At 50.0% G+C, this 15582-nt stretch carries 9 protein-coding genes; 2 read left to right on the plus strand and 7 right to left on the minus strand.

All coding sequences use genetic code 11. The annotated features are described in order from the left end of the window. Position 1 precedes the first annotated feature (1 nt). From addA to ACTRXH_RS04245, 5 genes are all read right to left on the minus strand, one after another. Positions 2-3631, minus strand: a complete 3630-nt coding sequence (gene addA, locus ACTRXH_RS04225) for a helicase-exonuclease AddAB subunit AddA (RefSeq protein WP_474280722.1) — start codon at positions 3629-3631, stop codon at positions 2-4. After that, a complete protein-coding gene (gene addB, locus ACTRXH_RS04230; protein WP_474280724.1) occupies positions 3609-7109 on the minus strand; it encodes a helicase-exonuclease AddAB subunit AddB in 3501 nt (1166 codons plus the stop codon). Before addB ends, addA begins: the two co-directional genes overlap by 23 nt. A 145-nt stretch (positions 7110-7254) precedes the next feature. Beyond that, on the minus strand, positions 7255-7578 hold the full coding sequence (locus tag ACTRXH_RS04235; protein WP_322525069.1) for a hypothetical protein: 324 nt from the start codon (positions 7576-7578) through the stop codon (positions 7255-7257). 274 nt (positions 7579-7852) lie between these two features. Continuing rightward, the gene (gene odhB / locus ACTRXH_RS04240) at positions 7853-9139 is read right to left on the minus strand and encodes a 2-oxoglutarate dehydrogenase complex dihydrolipoyllysine-residue succinyltransferase (protein WP_474280726.1); all 1287 of its coding nucleotides are present in this window, start codon (positions 9137-9139) and stop codon (positions 7853-7855) included. A 13-nt stretch (positions 9140-9152) separates the two neighbouring features. Next, positions 9153-11999: a 2-oxoglutarate dehydrogenase E1 component gene (locus ACTRXH_RS04245; RefSeq protein ID WP_474263455.1), complete on the minus strand. Its 2847-nt coding sequence runs from the start codon at positions 11997-11999 to the stop codon at positions 9153-9155. Between the two features lie 463 nt (positions 12000-12462). Between ACTRXH_RS04245 and ACTRXH_RS04250 the strand changes: the two genes are divergently transcribed. Beyond that, entirely contained in the window at positions 12463-13242 is a 780-nt protein-coding gene (locus ACTRXH_RS04250) for an HAD family hydrolase (RefSeq protein ID WP_474263457.1), read from the plus strand. A gap of 22 nt (positions 13243-13264) precedes the next feature. Here ACTRXH_RS04250 and ACTRXH_RS04255 read toward each other — a convergent pair whose 3' ends face one another. Further along, positions 13265-13534 carry a hypothetical protein gene (locus ACTRXH_RS04255; RefSeq protein ID WP_474263459.1) on the minus strand — a complete coding sequence of 90 codons (270 nt, stop codon included), beginning with the start codon at positions 13532-13534 and terminating at the stop codon, positions 13265-13267. A gap of 129 nt (positions 13535-13663) precedes the next feature. On the opposite strand from ACTRXH_RS04255, the gene ACTRXH_RS04260 reads away from it, so the two are divergent. Further along, the gene (locus tag ACTRXH_RS04260) at positions 13664-15001 is read left to right on the plus strand and encodes a YjiH family protein (RefSeq protein WP_474263461.1); all 1338 of its coding nucleotides are present in this window, start codon (positions 13664-13666) and stop codon (positions 14999-15001) included. 59 nt (positions 15002-15060) lie between these two features. Here ACTRXH_RS04260 and ACTRXH_RS04265 read toward each other — a convergent pair whose 3' ends face one another. Beyond that, the gene (locus ACTRXH_RS04265; RefSeq protein WP_474280728.1) at positions 15061-15381 is read right to left on the minus strand and encodes a hypothetical protein; all 321 of its coding nucleotides are present in this window, start codon (positions 15379-15381) and stop codon (positions 15061-15063) included. Positions 15382-15582: the final 201 nt, after the last annotated feature.

Here is a 15582-nt window from a genome sequence, read left to right on the forward strand (position 1 = left end):
CTTATCGGCCGTTCATTGAAATGGTCTGCATGCCGTCGAAGGCAAAAATGTATACTTCGGGTATGGCCGTTCCCCATATGCTCTCAAGGGATGAGCGGTATAAGTCCAGCTGGGTCTGATAGCGTTCCCGCAAAAATTCCTGCTGCTGCTTGGGGTTTCCCGGGAACCGGGACTGCACCCGGTCCGTTTTATAATCAATCAGCACCCAGCGGCCGTCTGTTTCCTTTATTACGAGATCTGCAATTCCTTGAAGCAGCTGCCGGTTCTCAAGGCCGCTCCCGGTTACTCCAGCTGTAATAGGAACCTCCTTCTGAACTGCTTCGGCAGCCAGGACGCGCCGGCCCAATTCAGTTTCGAAAAAAGCAATGACTGCAGTGGTGTCAACGCTTTCCGCCTGGGCGGCAGTAATGTATTCCTCGTCCGTCAGTCTGCGAAGCAGCCGCTGCACCCGTTCTTCGTCCGGGACGCCTGTAAAGGAAAGCTGCTCCATGACGATATGAAGAACGGTTCCTTTTTCTGCCGGACTTACGGCTTCTTCCATCATAAATGACGGCCTTCGTGCATAGGAGGAGGTAAAGGTAACGGCATGCCGCTGCTCCGCCTGGGGGTCTTCCGAGCGCCGTTTCCATTCGCTCACCGAAATTTTGGCCGCATGTCGGGTATCTTCCTCAAAAGGGTATCGAAAGTACATGCGGCGCCTGACTTCTTCGTCCCATTCCTCTCCCGCCGGCACCTCTTCTTTATTTTTTACCGCCTGCATCCAGTCCTCCGCTGACGTCTCCTCCTGCACTGACCCGATCTGCAGGTTTGAGGCCGGTATAATATGAACCTTCCAGGAGGAATGATCGGACAGGTTCTTTGAGGTCTGCTGCTCTAACGGGTCGACTTGCGCGTGCTGCAACAAAACAGGCATCAGCCAGTCAAATGCGTGCTGTGCTTCCAGGCGGTCATGCAGTTCAAGAGTGTTTCCGGCCTGGGCACTTTTCTGCTCCCATTCTTCAAATTTCTTTTCTACCCGCTGCATCGAGCTTACGAGAATCAGCTGTTCCTCTGCCCTTGTAAACGCAACGTACAGCACACGCAGTTCTTCAGCAAGGCTTTCCGTTTTCATGCGGTGTTTTATCGCCGCATGCGGCAGTGTCGGCCAGCTGACACGCTGCTTTGGATCGACATATTTCATGCCGATGCCAAGCTCTTTATGAAACAGAAGAGGCTGCCGCTGATCCTGCACATTAAAGCCCTTCTGCAGTCCGGCAGCATAAACAATCGGAAATTCCAGTCCCTTGCTTTTATGAATGCTCATAAACCGCACAACATCTTCCTGCTCCCCAAGCGCCCGCGCAGTACCCAAATCCTCCTTTCGGTTTTTCATGCCTTCAATAAAACGAAGGAAGCGGAATACGCCGCGAAACGACGTCGATTCATACACACGGGCACGGTCATACAGCGCAAGCAGGTTCGCCCGCCGCTGTTTACCTCCGTGCAGGCCGGAACAGAAGTCCAGGTAGCCGGTTTCTTCGAGCAGTGCCCATATAAACTCTGACAGCGGCTCATATTTGGACCGGCTGCGCCAGCCCTCCAGCTGTTCCAGAAACGCCTGGGCCTGGGGCTGCATACTGGAGGTGCCGCCAGCGGCCAGTTCCACGCACTGATAAAAGGAGGCATTTTTGTCCTCCAGCCGCACTTCTGCGAGCATCTCTTCATCCCAGCCGACAATCGGCGAGCGGAGCACAGAGGCGAGCGGAATATCCTGCAGCGGATTATCAATGATCTGCAGCAGGGAAATCATAATCTGAATTTCAACTGCCTGAAAATACCCGCCGGACACTTCTGCGTATACCGGTATGCCGTACGCCTGCATTTCTTCCATCATTTCATTCACCCATGGCATCGAGCGCATTAAAATCACGTGATCCCGGTACGCCGGCCGGCGCTTTTCACCCGTCTTTTGATCGGTCACCCAGCCGTTCTGCATCGAATGGCTGACTGCCTGCGCGATCCACCGGGCCTCCGCCCGGGCGTTGGTCAGCTCCGCTGCCTGAGGATCATTCTCGACGACATCCTCCTGATCAATTACGGCCACCTCGGTCACTATGTCCCCGAGGTCCGGGTATTGATCGTTGCCCCACTTCAGCTCTGCCTCGCTGTCATAGGCAATGCCGCCAAGGTCATTATCCATCAGCTGGCGGAATAAGTAGTTAACGGCATCAAGCACCTGCCTGCGGCTGCGGAAATTTTTATCGAGCATAATTCGTTCCCCGTCATCGCTTTCCCCGTACCGCTTGAATTTTTCCAGAAACAGATCCGGCTCTGCCAGACGAAAACGGTAAATGCTCTGTTTGACGTCTCCGACCATGAACAGGTTATCACCGGAGGAAAGCTGGGTGACGATTTTTTCCTGCACAAAGTTGGTATCCTGATACTCGTCCACGAGCACTTCCTGGAAAAATTCGCGGTAATGTTCCGACGCTTCTTCAAAAGCCAGAATCTGCAGGCAAGTGTGCTCCAAGTCGGAAAAGTCCATCATGGCGCGCTTTTGCTTCACCTGGTAGTACCGCTCGCTGAACGTCTGCACGAGCTGACAGAGCTCCCGTACTGATGGGTAAAGATCCGCAATATCGCTTAACGCATCCTCCGGGTTTTCCGCCACCATGTCCTCCTGAAGCTTCTGAATAACCTTTTTGGCTCCGTCCCGGTTGTTTCTTATCTGTTCCCGCCGCTCCGGCGTCGCGTCTTCCTCCTTTTTGCTGGCCAGTTTTTTAAAGGTGAACCCGGCAAGCGTCTGCTGCATGTCTTTCCACGTAGCGGCTTCGAGAGCCCTCCGGCACGTATCGAGCTCCTCCTGAAGAAGCCCAAGGTTTACTTTTGGGCCGTCCGGCTGTCCGGCAGCTGCAATCGCATTTTCGTATTTGAGCACAGCACCGGCCAGAGCAGTCTCTGCCTGCTGCATCATTTCACGTCCCCACGGGAGCTCTTCGATCGACCTGCTTCCATCTGTACGGTACTGTTCAGCCACATCCTGCAGCCATGACGCCGGATCCGCGTGTGCCCGGGAATACTGAAACAGACGCAGCACTGCTTCACGAAGCGAATCATCGCTCCGGTCTTTATTCAGCCGATCGGCAAGCAAAACAAAATCGTCATTATTTTCGGCCGCATAGTTTTCCTCGAGCAGCTCCTCAAGCAGCTCCTCCTGAATCATGGCCCCTTCATTCTGGTCCATGATACGAAACTGCGGATCCACATCCACAAGGTAATAATACGTTCGGATAACGTTCATACAGAAAGAGTGAAGCGTGGAGATGGACGCCCGGTTTAACAATGCCAGCTGTCTGCGGATATGCAGATTGGCAGGGTCTGCTTTTAACTTTTCCTCGAGCGCCTTGCCTACCCTTGTTTTCATTTCAGCAGCGGCTGCGTTTGTAAACGTTACGATTAAAAGCCGGTCTACGTCCACCGGGGCTTCTGCCTGGGTGATTTTCCGGATAACCCGCTCCACGAGCACAGCGGTTTTCCCGCTCCCTGCGGCGGCAGAAACTAAAATATTAGATCCTTCCGCGTGTATTGCCTCCCACTGGCTCTCCGTCCAGCGGGCGTCTGTTGGTTTTTCAGGAATGGTCCTCAGACTCATCGTTTTCCTCCTTCTCCTGGAACAGCGTTTCCCATTTCATGCCGCCGCTCCGAAAGCTCCGGAATTCGTTGCCCGGAAATCCGCGGTCAAATTGGCATACAGAATGAAATTCACAGTAGTCACATGCTTTCTTTTGTTTCATCTGAAAAGGCTGGATACTCGTATCGCCTGCTCTCAGCTGTTCGCCGATATGGCGGATTTTGTCACGAATATGGCCGCGAAGACGCTCAAACTGTTCTTTTGAAACGACCGGTGACTGTTTATTAAACCCTCCACCTTTATTCAGTCGCGCAGGGACGATAAACGAATCGGCGCCCGCCTCAAGTCGTTCATCCATCATTTTGGCGATGCCGGGGTCATCCGGCAGAATGCCTTTCATGCGGAACTGCTTCATCATCTCCTGTTCAATGTCCTCGGGAGACCATGATCTTCCCGCCTGAATAATAGGATTGTGTACGTTGAAATACAGTACGCCGGCCGGATCTGCTTTCGTTCCGAGCCATTCTTCGGAGAAGGAGAGCACTACATCCAAATAGACGAGCATCTGCAGCGCCAGTCCGAAAAACACCTCTTCCGGACGCAGGTCCTTGGAACTGGACTTGTAATCAATCACCCGCAGCAGCACCCCGCTGTCTGACACCGCCTGGTCGACGCGGTCAATTCTTCCCGCTACTTCCATCTGGGTTCCGTCAGCCAACTCAAATAGGAGAGGCGGAATTTCTTCGCTCGGTCCAAAGCCTACTTCAAGTCCGATAGGCGAAAACCGGCTGGATTTCGCCTGCTGGCTCAGAATCATTGAGGCCCGCTGCACGGTTTCTTCGAGCTTTTTCAGTAAATACTGGTGTCTGGAATTGCTTAAAAGAATCTGGCGCTGAATAGCCGGAGCCAGTTCATGCACCGCTTCTTCAGCATAATCACGGGCGTTCTGCTCGGAAAGCTCCTCCCACGTCCGCCCGTCCCGGTAGACGGCTTTTGTTACGTCCTTTAAAGCTGCGTGAAACAGCTGGCCAATATCCGGTGCTTCGAGCTTGTACAGCTGCCTCTCCTTCAGCTTTAACCCGTATGAAGCAAACTGCCGGAAAGCACAGGCTTCATACTGCTCCATCCGCGATACGCTCGTTTTCATTTTCCGGCCGTAGAGTTCCCGGGTCGTTTCCCTGGAAAGCGCTACTGCCTCATTACGGTAAAACAGGCTTTTCGTCAGTTTTTCCAAACGGTTGTTTTTGACAAAAACATTGTACACACTCCACCAAAGATCAGCCCCATCTTCTCCCTGTTTACAGCGTTCGAGTTCCCCAATCAAAAAGCTCATCGTTTTCATGGAGGCATTCACAAAATGCAGCTGTCCATCTTTACTGTAACCCCCTGGTTCGTTTTGAATCAGCACCGGCGCCTGGTCCGGAAACATGTCGAGCAGCTGCTGGATGACGATTGAAGGCTGGAGCCGCTTTCCTTCCTCATCAGCCATCGGATAGCTGACAATCAGTCTGTCGGAGGGCAGGCTCATCGTGCGGTAAATGAGAAAGTTTTCATTCAGGAGCTTTGCCTCCCCGCTTTCTTCAAGTTCAACGCCTTGCTGCTCCAGCCAGGCCCTGTCGGACTCCTGCAGCATGCTGCTTTCTTCAAGGGCAGCCGGAAGTATGCCTTCGTTTACGCCGAGCAGGTAGACCACTTTAATACCGAGCAGCCGCGAACGTTCCATATCAGCCGCGGTTACCTGGTCCAGAGAAGGAGGTACAATCGAAAAAGTAGCTTTCGTAAAGCCTGCTTCCATCATCTGCTGAAAGGTCTGCATACCTGCTTTATCATCGCCGGCCACCTCTACCATCTGTTCAAGCAGGTCTACGGTCATGTCCCAGATCTGCTCATGCTCTCTTGCCATTTCCAGGCGGTTATGCCTGAGACAGTCATCGCGCATCATTTCGAGCTTTTCCGGTATCCGGAGCTCCTCTAAAAATGTAAACAAGGCCCCCGCTTTTTCCCGCACAGTACGGGCTTTTTTTAGTCGTGCCTGCAGGGAGAACAACGGGGCGCTTAGCCGCATTCTTGTTTGATGAATATCTCTTTCGATCTCGTGGTTATCTTTATGCTCCCAGTCGTCCTCTACATTTGTGGCATGATACCGGTAGACCCACTGTTCTTCGCTTTTCCAGTCTTTTTCTCTGACGTTTCGCGCGAGTACATAATTTTCCAGGAAATCCACCTGTTTTCTCGCTTCTGGCCAGGACTCATGCACATCAAACAGCATATCTGTTTTGAACGTCCGGAACACCGACTCGTATCTCCACCGTTCTGCAATGGTCTCAAGCGCCGAGCGGATAAATTCCACTACCGGGTGATTCAGCACCGGACGCGTTTCATCCACAAACACCGGGACCCGGTAATCCTGAAATACGGTCTCAATTATATGATTATAGTCCCCCGGATTTCTGGCTACGACGGCAATGTCTTCATACCTGTAATCATGATCCCGTACAAGCGCTGCAATATCCCGCGCGCATTCCTCGACTTCGGTCCGGCGGTTGACCGCATTTTTAACCGTAATAGCATCTCCGCCCGAACTAGTTTTATAGGAACGGTTTTCCATGAACCTCTCTAAATGCTGAAGTGCTTCGTGTTTATTTGTCGTGCCGCCATTAAACCAGTACGGCCTATTCACCGATACAGCATGGTCTTCTGCCAGCGCGCTCAGCTGGTAATATGTTTTTGCTGTCTGTCTGAACATATCCGGAGCCGGATGTGCGTCTTCCTTGTTCGTCAAATCATCGAGCGTCAATGCGATCCGCACATCCTGCGAGTACTGAAGCAGCTGCTCAACTACCGACAGCTCCTGCGGGGTGAAGCGGTGGAAGCCGTCAATATAAATAACTGCTTCTGCAATGTAAGCAGAGGAACTCACTTTTTCAGTCAGCCAGAACAGCTGCTCCTCGCTTCCAATGTAGCGGTCCCCGATGACCTTATCCATCTCTTCCCAAATCAGCAGAAGATCCTGAAGCTTCGCTGTCAGAATACGATCAGCCCCGGTTGCCCCGCTTTTTTCCAGCCCCTCCACCATATCGTGCATAGCTGCTTTGGACACATTGTGGGTTTTCCATTCTGTAATTACTTCATCCACCTGGTCAATGAAGCCGTCCGTATAGCTCGACGTTTCATACAGCCGAAAATGCTTGCGCTGTTCACTGATCACTTTACGAATCAGCATCTGTTTGCCTGTTTTCTGAAGCGCGGTTTTGGCCGCTCCACCTGTTTCCTGAAAAACCTTCCACGCAAGTCGCGGAAAGCTGTAGACCTGGGCTCTTGTCATCCCTTTTTCCGACAGGCGGACAAGCTGCTGTTCTACCTGAAAAGTCATTTGGTCAGGGGTAATAACAATTACTGGCGGTCCATTGGGATCACGGGTAATCATTTCATTAATTTCTCGATGCATGGCGGTGGACTTACCCGTCCCGGAACGCCCAAGATAAAATTGTAGGCTCATGAACATTCTCCTCTGCCGGATTAAAAACCGGATCATATGTTTGGTTTTATTATATCAGATTTTTATTTTTTTGTTTAATACAGTATGTGAAATTAATTAATTTTGATAAGAAAAACGCCCTGCTGCCAGGACGTTCTTCAACTTATTAGGAAACAGCATCTGCTGTTTTTTGTGGTTTGCTGAATCGTTTCACTCCCGCGCAGTTGAGATGTTCGAACGGACCAAATCCATGGAGGAATAGGCGCAATTCTTTTTTCAGCTGCAGGCGTTCATGGACGTACACAGAGATGTCTTCAAACTGGTAACGCGTATACATGGCAGTTTCAGCAGGTGTGCCTACCTGTACTACTGTATCGACTGGGCCTTTGTCTTTTTTCTGATTCCAAAAATAAAATGGGTCCAGCGTAACTACGCCTCCATCTCTTCTAATACGCGCAGCTGTTTTTCGGTCCATTTTAATATTGCTCATACTATCCCTCCTTGGTATATCGTGTTCTCTCAACGATCACATATGTGATTATATCAATAGATAGAAACGGAACGCAAGCGTTAAACGAAGAAAAAATCATTTATTTTCATTTCATCTCTATTTTTACGATAAAATGGCTGAAAATCAGAGATTATCGCGAAATATCAAAAAATGTGTGTTTTCTTATCGTCGGGCTGGCACTGCCAGAAATCATACCTTCTGCGTTTCTGCAAAGAAAAAAGCCCGCCGGAAAGCGGGCTTTGATCATATTGTATTATCCTTCGAGCAGAAGGTTTTCTGGATCCTCAAGCAGCTGCTTCAGCGTTACAAGGAAACTTACTGCTTCTTTTCCGTCCACGATGCGGTGATCGTAGGAAAGAGCCGTATACATCATCGGCCGGTTCTCCATCGTATCCTGGTCAATGGCCACCGGACGCCACTGGATCGTGTGCATTCCAAGTATACCTACCTGCGGAGCGTTCAGAATCGGTGTCGACAGCAGCGAACCGAAAACGCCGCCGTTTGTGATTGTAAAGGTACCACCCTGAAGATCTTTCAAGGTTAATTTATTATCGCGGGCCTTTAATGAAAGGTCCATAATTTCCTGTTCGATTTCAGCAAACGTTTTTCGATCGGCGTCCCGGACTACCGGTACGACGAGGCCATCGTCAGTGGAAACAGCCATGCCGATATCGTAGAACTGCTTTTTGATCACTTCTGTAGCCTGAATTTCCGCATTCAGCAGCGGGTATTTTTTCAGTGCTGCAATAACACCCTTCGTAAAGAAGGACATAAATCCGAGGCGCACGTCGTGCTGCTCCTGGAACGTATCCTTCCGGCGTTTTCTCAGGTCCATGATTGCTGACATGTCCACTTCGTTAAACGTCGTCAGCATCGCTGTTTCCTGCTGGACTTCCTTCAGCCGGCTCGCGATCGTCTGACGGCGGCGGGACATTTTAACCCGTTCCACCGGCTTGCCTTCGAATTCATCCTTCTCGCTTTTGGCAGCAGGCTTCTCAGGCTGTTTTTCCTCTTTTTTGCTGCTTCCTTTTACTTCATTATCCACATCTTCTTTGCGGACGCGCCCCTTCGGATCGCTCCCGGACACTTCATTCAGGTCAATGCCCTGCTCGCGAGCGTATTTGCGTACAGAAGGAGACGCAACCGGCCGGTCTGCCGGGGATTCTTCTTTCGATTCTTCTTTCGTGCTTTCTTCCGGTTTTTCAGCTGCCGGCTCTTTGGAAGCTTCCTGCTTTTTTTCGCTTTCCTTTTCCGGAGCTGCTTCCTCTGAGCTTTTTTCTTCTGAGCTTCCGCCTCCGGCTTCACCGTTTTCGTCCACTACGGCAATTACCTCGCCGACTTCTACGTTGTCGCCCTCTTCTTTTAACAGTTCCTGGAGGACACCAGTTTTCTCCGATGGGATTTCCACATTCACTTTATCGGTTTCAAGTTCAGCGATGTTTTCTCCCTGTTCGACTTTGTCCCCTGGTTTTTTTAACCATTCTGCGATTGTTCCCTCTGTAACGGATTCGCCTAGTTCTGGTACTTTGATCTCTGCCATGACTGCGTCCTCCTTATTCGTTTCCTTTTAGGGCTTCCTGAATGATGCGGTTCTGTTCTTTTTTATGGATTGTAGGGTCGCCTTCCGCCGGACTTGACCTTCTGCGGCGCCCGATATAATCCACCGATGCTCCTTTTGGTGCCAGATTGTGCAGGAGCGGGTACATGTAATACCATGCGCCCATGTTTTTCGGCTCCTCCTGAACCCATTGGATCGATTTTACGTTTGGATACGCTTCTAAGATGTCACGGATTTCTTCTTCCGGAAACGGATAGAGCTCTTCAATCCGGACGATATGGATATCGCTCGGCACTTCACCGTCGGCCAGTGCTTCATGCAGGTCGATGGTCATTTTTCCAGTACCTACGAGCAGACGTTTTACTTTCTTTTTGTCTTTGCCCGTCAGCGGGTCTTCCACTACGGATTGGAAAGCACCTTCCCCGAAAGCCTCCGGCTCGCTAGCGACGGTCTGATTACGCAGCAGACTTTTTGGTGTCATGAGCACAAGTGGACGCATTTCGTCTTTTCCGAGAAATTCCGCCTGCCGCCGGAGCAGGTGAAAGTATTGCGCTGAACTCGAGAGGTAAGCGACATTCCAGTTATTTTCTGCTGAGAGCGTCAGGAAACGTTCGAGTCTTGCACTTGAGTGTTCCGGCCCCTGTCCTTCGTAGCCGTGCGGGAGCAGAAAGACCATACCGGACTTTTGTCCCCACTTAGCGCGGCCCGCAGATACAAACTGGTCAAATATTACCTGCGCAGCGTTACCGAAATCACCAAACTGGGCTTCCCAGAGTGTCAATGTTTCCGGTGCCTGCACATTATATCCGTATTCAAAGCCGACGATACCGTTTTCCGAAAGCGGACTGTTGTAAAGTGCAAAGGCGGCATTTGCTTTCGAGAACGCATGCATTGGGGAATAAATATCTCCGTTTTTATGGTCATGGAGCACCAGATGTCTCTGTGCGAACGTGCCGCGCTGGGAGTCCTGACCGGTTAAACGCACCGGTGTGCCGTCTGCGAGAATCGTTGCAAAGGCTAACGCTTCGGCATGGCCCCAGTCCACTTTGCCGCCTTCTTCCATAGCCGGTCCACGGCGTTCAAGAATTTTTCTTAATTTCGGAAAGACGTTGAAGTTTTCGGGCCAGGTAATAAGCTCCTGGTTAATTTCTTTCAGTTCGTTTAAATCATAGCCGGTTTCGACTTTAGGAAGACGTTTTTCCACTTCTTCCGGCACCGGTCCAAGCTCCGTCTCCGCTTCTTTATCCTCTGCTACTTTGTTGTACTGATCCCGCAGATGATTCAGCGTATCCTCTTTCAGCTGATCGGTTTCGGATTTTTTCCAGAATCCGATTTGGTCCAGATGATCCGCGTAATGCTCACGAACAGACGGATGCTCACGAATCAGTCCGTATAAGTATGGCTGGGTTGCTGCCGGCTCATCTGTTTCGTTATGGCCGTAACGGCGATAGCCGATCAAATCGATCACAAAGTCTTTATTGAATTTATTTCTGTATTCATAAGCAAGCTGCACGGCTGCGAGACAGGCTTCCGGTTCGTCTGCGTTCACGTGAATAACCGGGATTTCGTAGCCTTTGGCCGGGTCACTTGAATAGGTGGTACTTCTTGCATCGTGCGTATCGGTGGTAAAGCCAAGCTGGTTATTGGCAATAACGTGCACGGTACCGCCCGTCTGATACCCTTTCAGCCGGCTCATGTTCAAGGTTTCTGTGACGACTCCTTCGCCTGGAAAAGCCGCATCGCCGTGCACTAAAATAGCCATGGCCTTAGAGCCGTCCTGCTGCGGAAAGCCCGGCTCACTGACGTCATCCTGCGCGGCCCGTGTATAGCCTTCCACGACCGGATTGACGTATTCCAGGTGACTTGGATTGTTGGCAAGGGAAATACGGGATTCAAACGATTCCTGATTAATGTTTTTATCTGCTCCCAGGTGATACTTTACGTCTCCCGTCCAGCCGTAGTTGATCCCAACGGAACCTTCCGAAGGTACGAGATCTTTGTTGGGGGAGTGCTGAAATTCGGAGAAGATCAGGTCATAAGGCTTCCCGATAACTTTGGCCAGAACGCTCAAACGCCCACGGTGGGCCATGCCGATCATAATGTTTCTTGCCCCGTCCTGCATCGCGCTGTGGGTAAGCTCTTCCATAATAGGAGCAAGAATGTCAATTCCTTCTATAGAAAAGCGTTTCTGGCCGACAAACGTTTTCTGCAGAAATTGCTCGAAGGCTTCTACTTCCGTAAGGCTTTTCAGCAAAGCTTTGCGTTTATCATCTGACACAGCGCTGTAAATTTCGCCTGACTCCACCTTGCGATTGAGCCAGCGGTGCTCTTCCACGTCATGGACGTGGTCGAATTCAAAAGCGATGGTTTTTGTATACATCTGTTTTAGATGCTCGATTGCTTCGAGTCCGTCAGATACTGATTCCGGAGCGTCCGGACATAGAATTTCCTTCGGAATGGTCCGAAGATCTTCTTCACTTAGTCCGTATTCTTCTATGCGAAGAAATGACGTTTCTCCGTTTGGTTCCTGAAGCGGGTTGATGTCTGCAGAAAGATGGCCGTGAATACGGATATTTTCAGCAAGTTTAACTGCATCCGCGATCTTTTCCATATTAAGTCCGGCACCGACTGCCTGGTCTTTTTCATCCACAGCAGGAGCATATCCGGCTGATGCTTCCCCATTTGACGATGGCGGTCCGTACTGGTCAAACCAGCTTTTAATCTCCGGTTCCACAGCGTCAGGATCTTCCTTGTACACGTCGTATTGTTCCCACATATAACCCAGATTGGGACCATAAAATTCCTGCCAGGCTTCTTCAGCCCTGGATTGATGCTTACTCATCGAGTGATACCCCCAGCTTATGTGATCAATAAGTTTTCTAAACTATCATATTAGTCGTTTAATATCTATGAAGGTGAACCATTTGGAATGGAGTTTCCACCATCACTTCCCTTCTTCGACTCAACCAATTCTTCGAGAACATGCCTTTTCATAAATCAGACATATTTTAACATGCTTATAGCAGGTACTCAAAACCTTACCCAGCCAAGTATACGAAAAATATGTATGCTCCTCGCTGCAGGAGGCCGAAAATCCGATTGATTTTCACTTTCCGGCATCTTTAAAGCGCGATCTCCTATGAAGCGTTCTCACACACCTACATTGTACACTAATTCTTTTCACTTGACAGTCCCTAAACTGAATTATTTGCTTTTCCAGGCAGAACGGCATATTTCTTTTTCTTAAACATTAATCGCTGTGCTATGATTTATACATACATTTTCACTTTCACAGGGGGATTTTCATGAAAACACTTATTTTTGATTTAGACGACACCCTGCTCTGGGATAAAAAAAGCATCACTGAAGCGCTGCGGGCCACGGCCTTTGACGCCGAGATACGCACTGGGGTGCACGCACCGCTGCTCATGGAAACCGTGCAGCAGACTGCACCCGAACTGTATAAGAACCTTTCTGTATATGACTTCACTAAAACGATAGGCATTAACGCATTCGAAGGCCTCTGGGGGCACTTTGACGATATTGAGCACCGGCGCTTCCAGGAAATGAGCCGGCTTATTTCCTCCTATCAAAAAGAAACATGGACGCGGGCGCTTGCAGCCCACGGCGTCCACCAGCCGGAAACAGGAGAATGGCTTAAGGACCGCTTTATTATGCACCGGCGTCATCTCCCCTATGTATATGCTGATACGTTTGAAGTCCTTCATACCCTAAAGGATGACTATCAGCTGCTGATGCTCACAAACGGCTCCCCCAGTCTTCAGCGGCTGAAGCTGTCCCTGACCCCGGCGCTCGTGCCTTTCTTTGACCATATTATTATCAGCGGCGAATTTGGCGTGGGAAAACCTGATCCTGCCATCTTTACTCATGCGCTGCGCCTCGCAGACGCTTCTCCTGAAGATACACTGATGATCGGGGACAATATGAATACCGATATCGCAGGGGCAAAAAAAGCCGGTATCAGCAGCGCCTGGATCAACCATGACGGGAGCGTCCCGACTCATGAATTCCGGGCAGAACATGAGCTTACGGCTCTCGGGGATCTGCTGCCTCTGCTCCGCTGAGCAAACGCCCGCATCTTCCGTTTCATAAAAACGGACGAAGTTTTTTGACGTAGCGCTTCACACGGAACAGCACCTCCCGCTGCAGCGCGGGCCGGGGAATCTGGGAGGCTACTGCTTTCACGTCAGGGTAGACGCCGTAAGCGTGGTAAGCCACCGGAATAACAGCTTCAAATAAAATATCGCCCTTTTCACGGTGTATTACTTCCGTTCTCACCTCCGCTATATGCGTCCTGAGCTCATCTTCCGGCTCCTTTAAATACACGGATTCAACGTCAAAGATATATTGCGGCATAGTTTGGTCGTTTCTCCTTTCCCTTGAGACGGATAAAAATGTGCTTTGCAAATGGCGGTTTTCGTGTTAATTTAGTACAATGTTTGTAGTAATTATACATAAAACTGTATGAATATCGAGGTGAAGAAAATGAGTTCCACTCCATCCACCAGGGCCTCGAGCGCCCTTAAATTTATTATTCCTTCATTGATTGGGATCTTTTTATTTATGGTCCCCATTTCTACTGATGATGGCTTAACCGTTCCGGTGGCTCTTCTTGCCGGATGGCTCGAAGGCTTACTGAGCGGTATACTGCCTGCGATGGGCGTCATTTTTATCGGCATCTCCGTAGTCGGTGCCATTATTGCCCGGTTCCGTCCGTTTTCCTCAGGTATCGCCGTGTCGTTGTTTCATGTAACCAACGGGTGGCTTCTCATCCGCATTTTAGGCTTTATTTTTGCTTTTTTAACCCTTTTTCAAATTGGCCCGGGCTGGCTTATCGGGGACGCTACCGGTGGTCTTCTGCTCTATTCCCTGATTCTTCTCTTAATTACCGTCTTCTTTTTTGCCGGTTATTTTCTGCCGTTTCTGCTTAATTTCGGCCTGCTCGAATTTTTTGGTTCGATCCTGACGATTTTAATGCGCCCGTTATTTACCCTTCCGGGCCGCTCCTCGATTGACGGTCTCGCTTCGTGGTTAGGCGATGGCACCATCGGCGTGCTTTTGACAAGTCAGCAGTATGAAAGCGGCCACTACACGCAGCGCGAGGCTGCTGTTATCAGTACGACGTTCTCGGTAGTCAGTATCACATTCACCATTACAATCCTTGGGGAACTGGATTTGCTTGCCTACACGCTGCCGTATTACCTCACCATCGTTGCAGCCGGCGTGGCCTGCGCACTCATTATGCCCCGGATTCCTCCGCTGTCGCGGAAGAAAAACGAGTATTACAACCAACAGCCTGCAGAGGAAATAGCGAACGGCCATACAGGTAAAAATCCTGTGTCCTCCGGGTGGGAAAAAGCACTCGATAAAGCTTCACGCACTCATTGGTCTTCCGTGCTGATCAGCGGTACAAAAAACGTGCTTGATATGTGGATCAGCGTCATTCCGATTGTCATGGGCCTTGGCACCATCGCAGTTGTTATTGCAGAATTTACGCCGTTGTTCGCCTGGCTCGGTGCTCCGTTCGTGCCGCTCCTGCAGCTGATGCAGGTGCCGGAGGCAGTAGCAGCCAGCGAAACAATGCTCATCGGATTTGCGGATATGTTCCTGCCGGCTATTCTTGGTACGGATATTGAAAGCGAAATGACCCGCTTCATTATCGGGGCCCTGTCGGTCAGTCAGCTCATTTACATGTCCGAAGTTGGCGGTCTGCTGCTCGGGAGCAAGCTTCCGGTACGCTTTATCGACCTTGTACTCATCTTTCTCGAAAGAACCATTATTTCACTTCCAGTTATTGTTTTGATCGCTCATTTTATCTTCTAACAAACCAGCAGACATATAGAAGAAATCGTAAAAAGCCGGCGGACCCCCGCCGGCTTTCTTTATGCTTCAGTACGCTGTTTTCCGTACCAGTCATCGAGTACTTTTGCATCGAGTATTTTACTTTCAATAAACTCCTGCTGCTTCGTTTTGAACTCTTTCTGCCAGTCGATATTCAGTTCCTCTGCGAGCTCTACCGTAGTAAGCAGCTCCTGCCAGGCTACATACCGCTTATACCAGAAAAACTGAGGCTGTTCATTCATATACGGATATAAATCGTCAAAAGCGGTGTGTTTACAGTCGATGGTGCGCTCAAATTGAGTTTTGGCTTCCTGCAATTTACCGACAAAAAACGTGCTGAGATTCTTTTCGTTTTGACTCATCAGCTCTCCATCCCTTCTGTATATTTACCTATATTCTGCCACAGAAACGCCTAATCGAAAAGAATTATGTTCTCACTGGGTTTTCAAAGCAATAAAAAACGCTGCAGTTCTGCAGCGTTTTGTTCAGATTGTTGAGAAACAAAATAAAAGCGTCATGTTTGTTCGTGGATCGTTCGATCCACGTTCTTTTTTGGCTGGTGC

The organism is Marinococcus sp. LNHM5E3-2.1 (assembly GCF_056034365.1).

Coding starts and splice junctions, on each gene's coding strand:
- addA (WP_474280722.1), bottom strand. CDS start 3,631: ATGAGTCTGAGGACCATTCCTGAAAAACCAACAGACGCCCGCTGGACG.
- addB (WP_474280724.1), bottom strand. CDS start 7,109: ATGAGCCTACAATTTTATCTTGGGCGTTCCGGGACGGGTAAGTCCACC.
- ACTRXH_RS04235 (WP_322525069.1), bottom strand. CDS start 7,578: ATGAGCAATATTAAAATGGACCGAAAAACAGCTGCGCGTATTAGAAGA.
- odhB (WP_474280726.1), bottom strand. CDS start 9,139: ATGGCAGAGATCAAAGTACCAGAACTAGGCGAATCCGTTACAGAGGGA.
- ACTRXH_RS04245 (WP_474263455.1), bottom strand. CDS start 11,999: ATGAGTAAGCATCAATCCAGGGCTGAAGAAGCCTGGCAGGAATTTTAT.
- ACTRXH_RS04250 (WP_474263457.1), top strand. CDS start 12,463: ATGAAAACACTTATTTTTGATTTAGACGACACCCTGCTCTGGGATAAA.
- ACTRXH_RS04255 (WP_474263459.1), bottom strand. CDS start 13,534: ATGCCGCAATATATCTTTGACGTTGAATCCGTGTATTTAAAGGAGCCG.
- ACTRXH_RS04260 (WP_474263461.1), top strand. CDS start 13,664: ATGAGTTCCACTCCATCCACCAGGGCCTCGAGCGCCCTTAAATTTATT.
- ACTRXH_RS04265 (WP_474280728.1), bottom strand. CDS start 15,381: ATGAGTCAAAACGAAAAGAATCTCAGCACGTTTTTTGTCGGTAAATTG.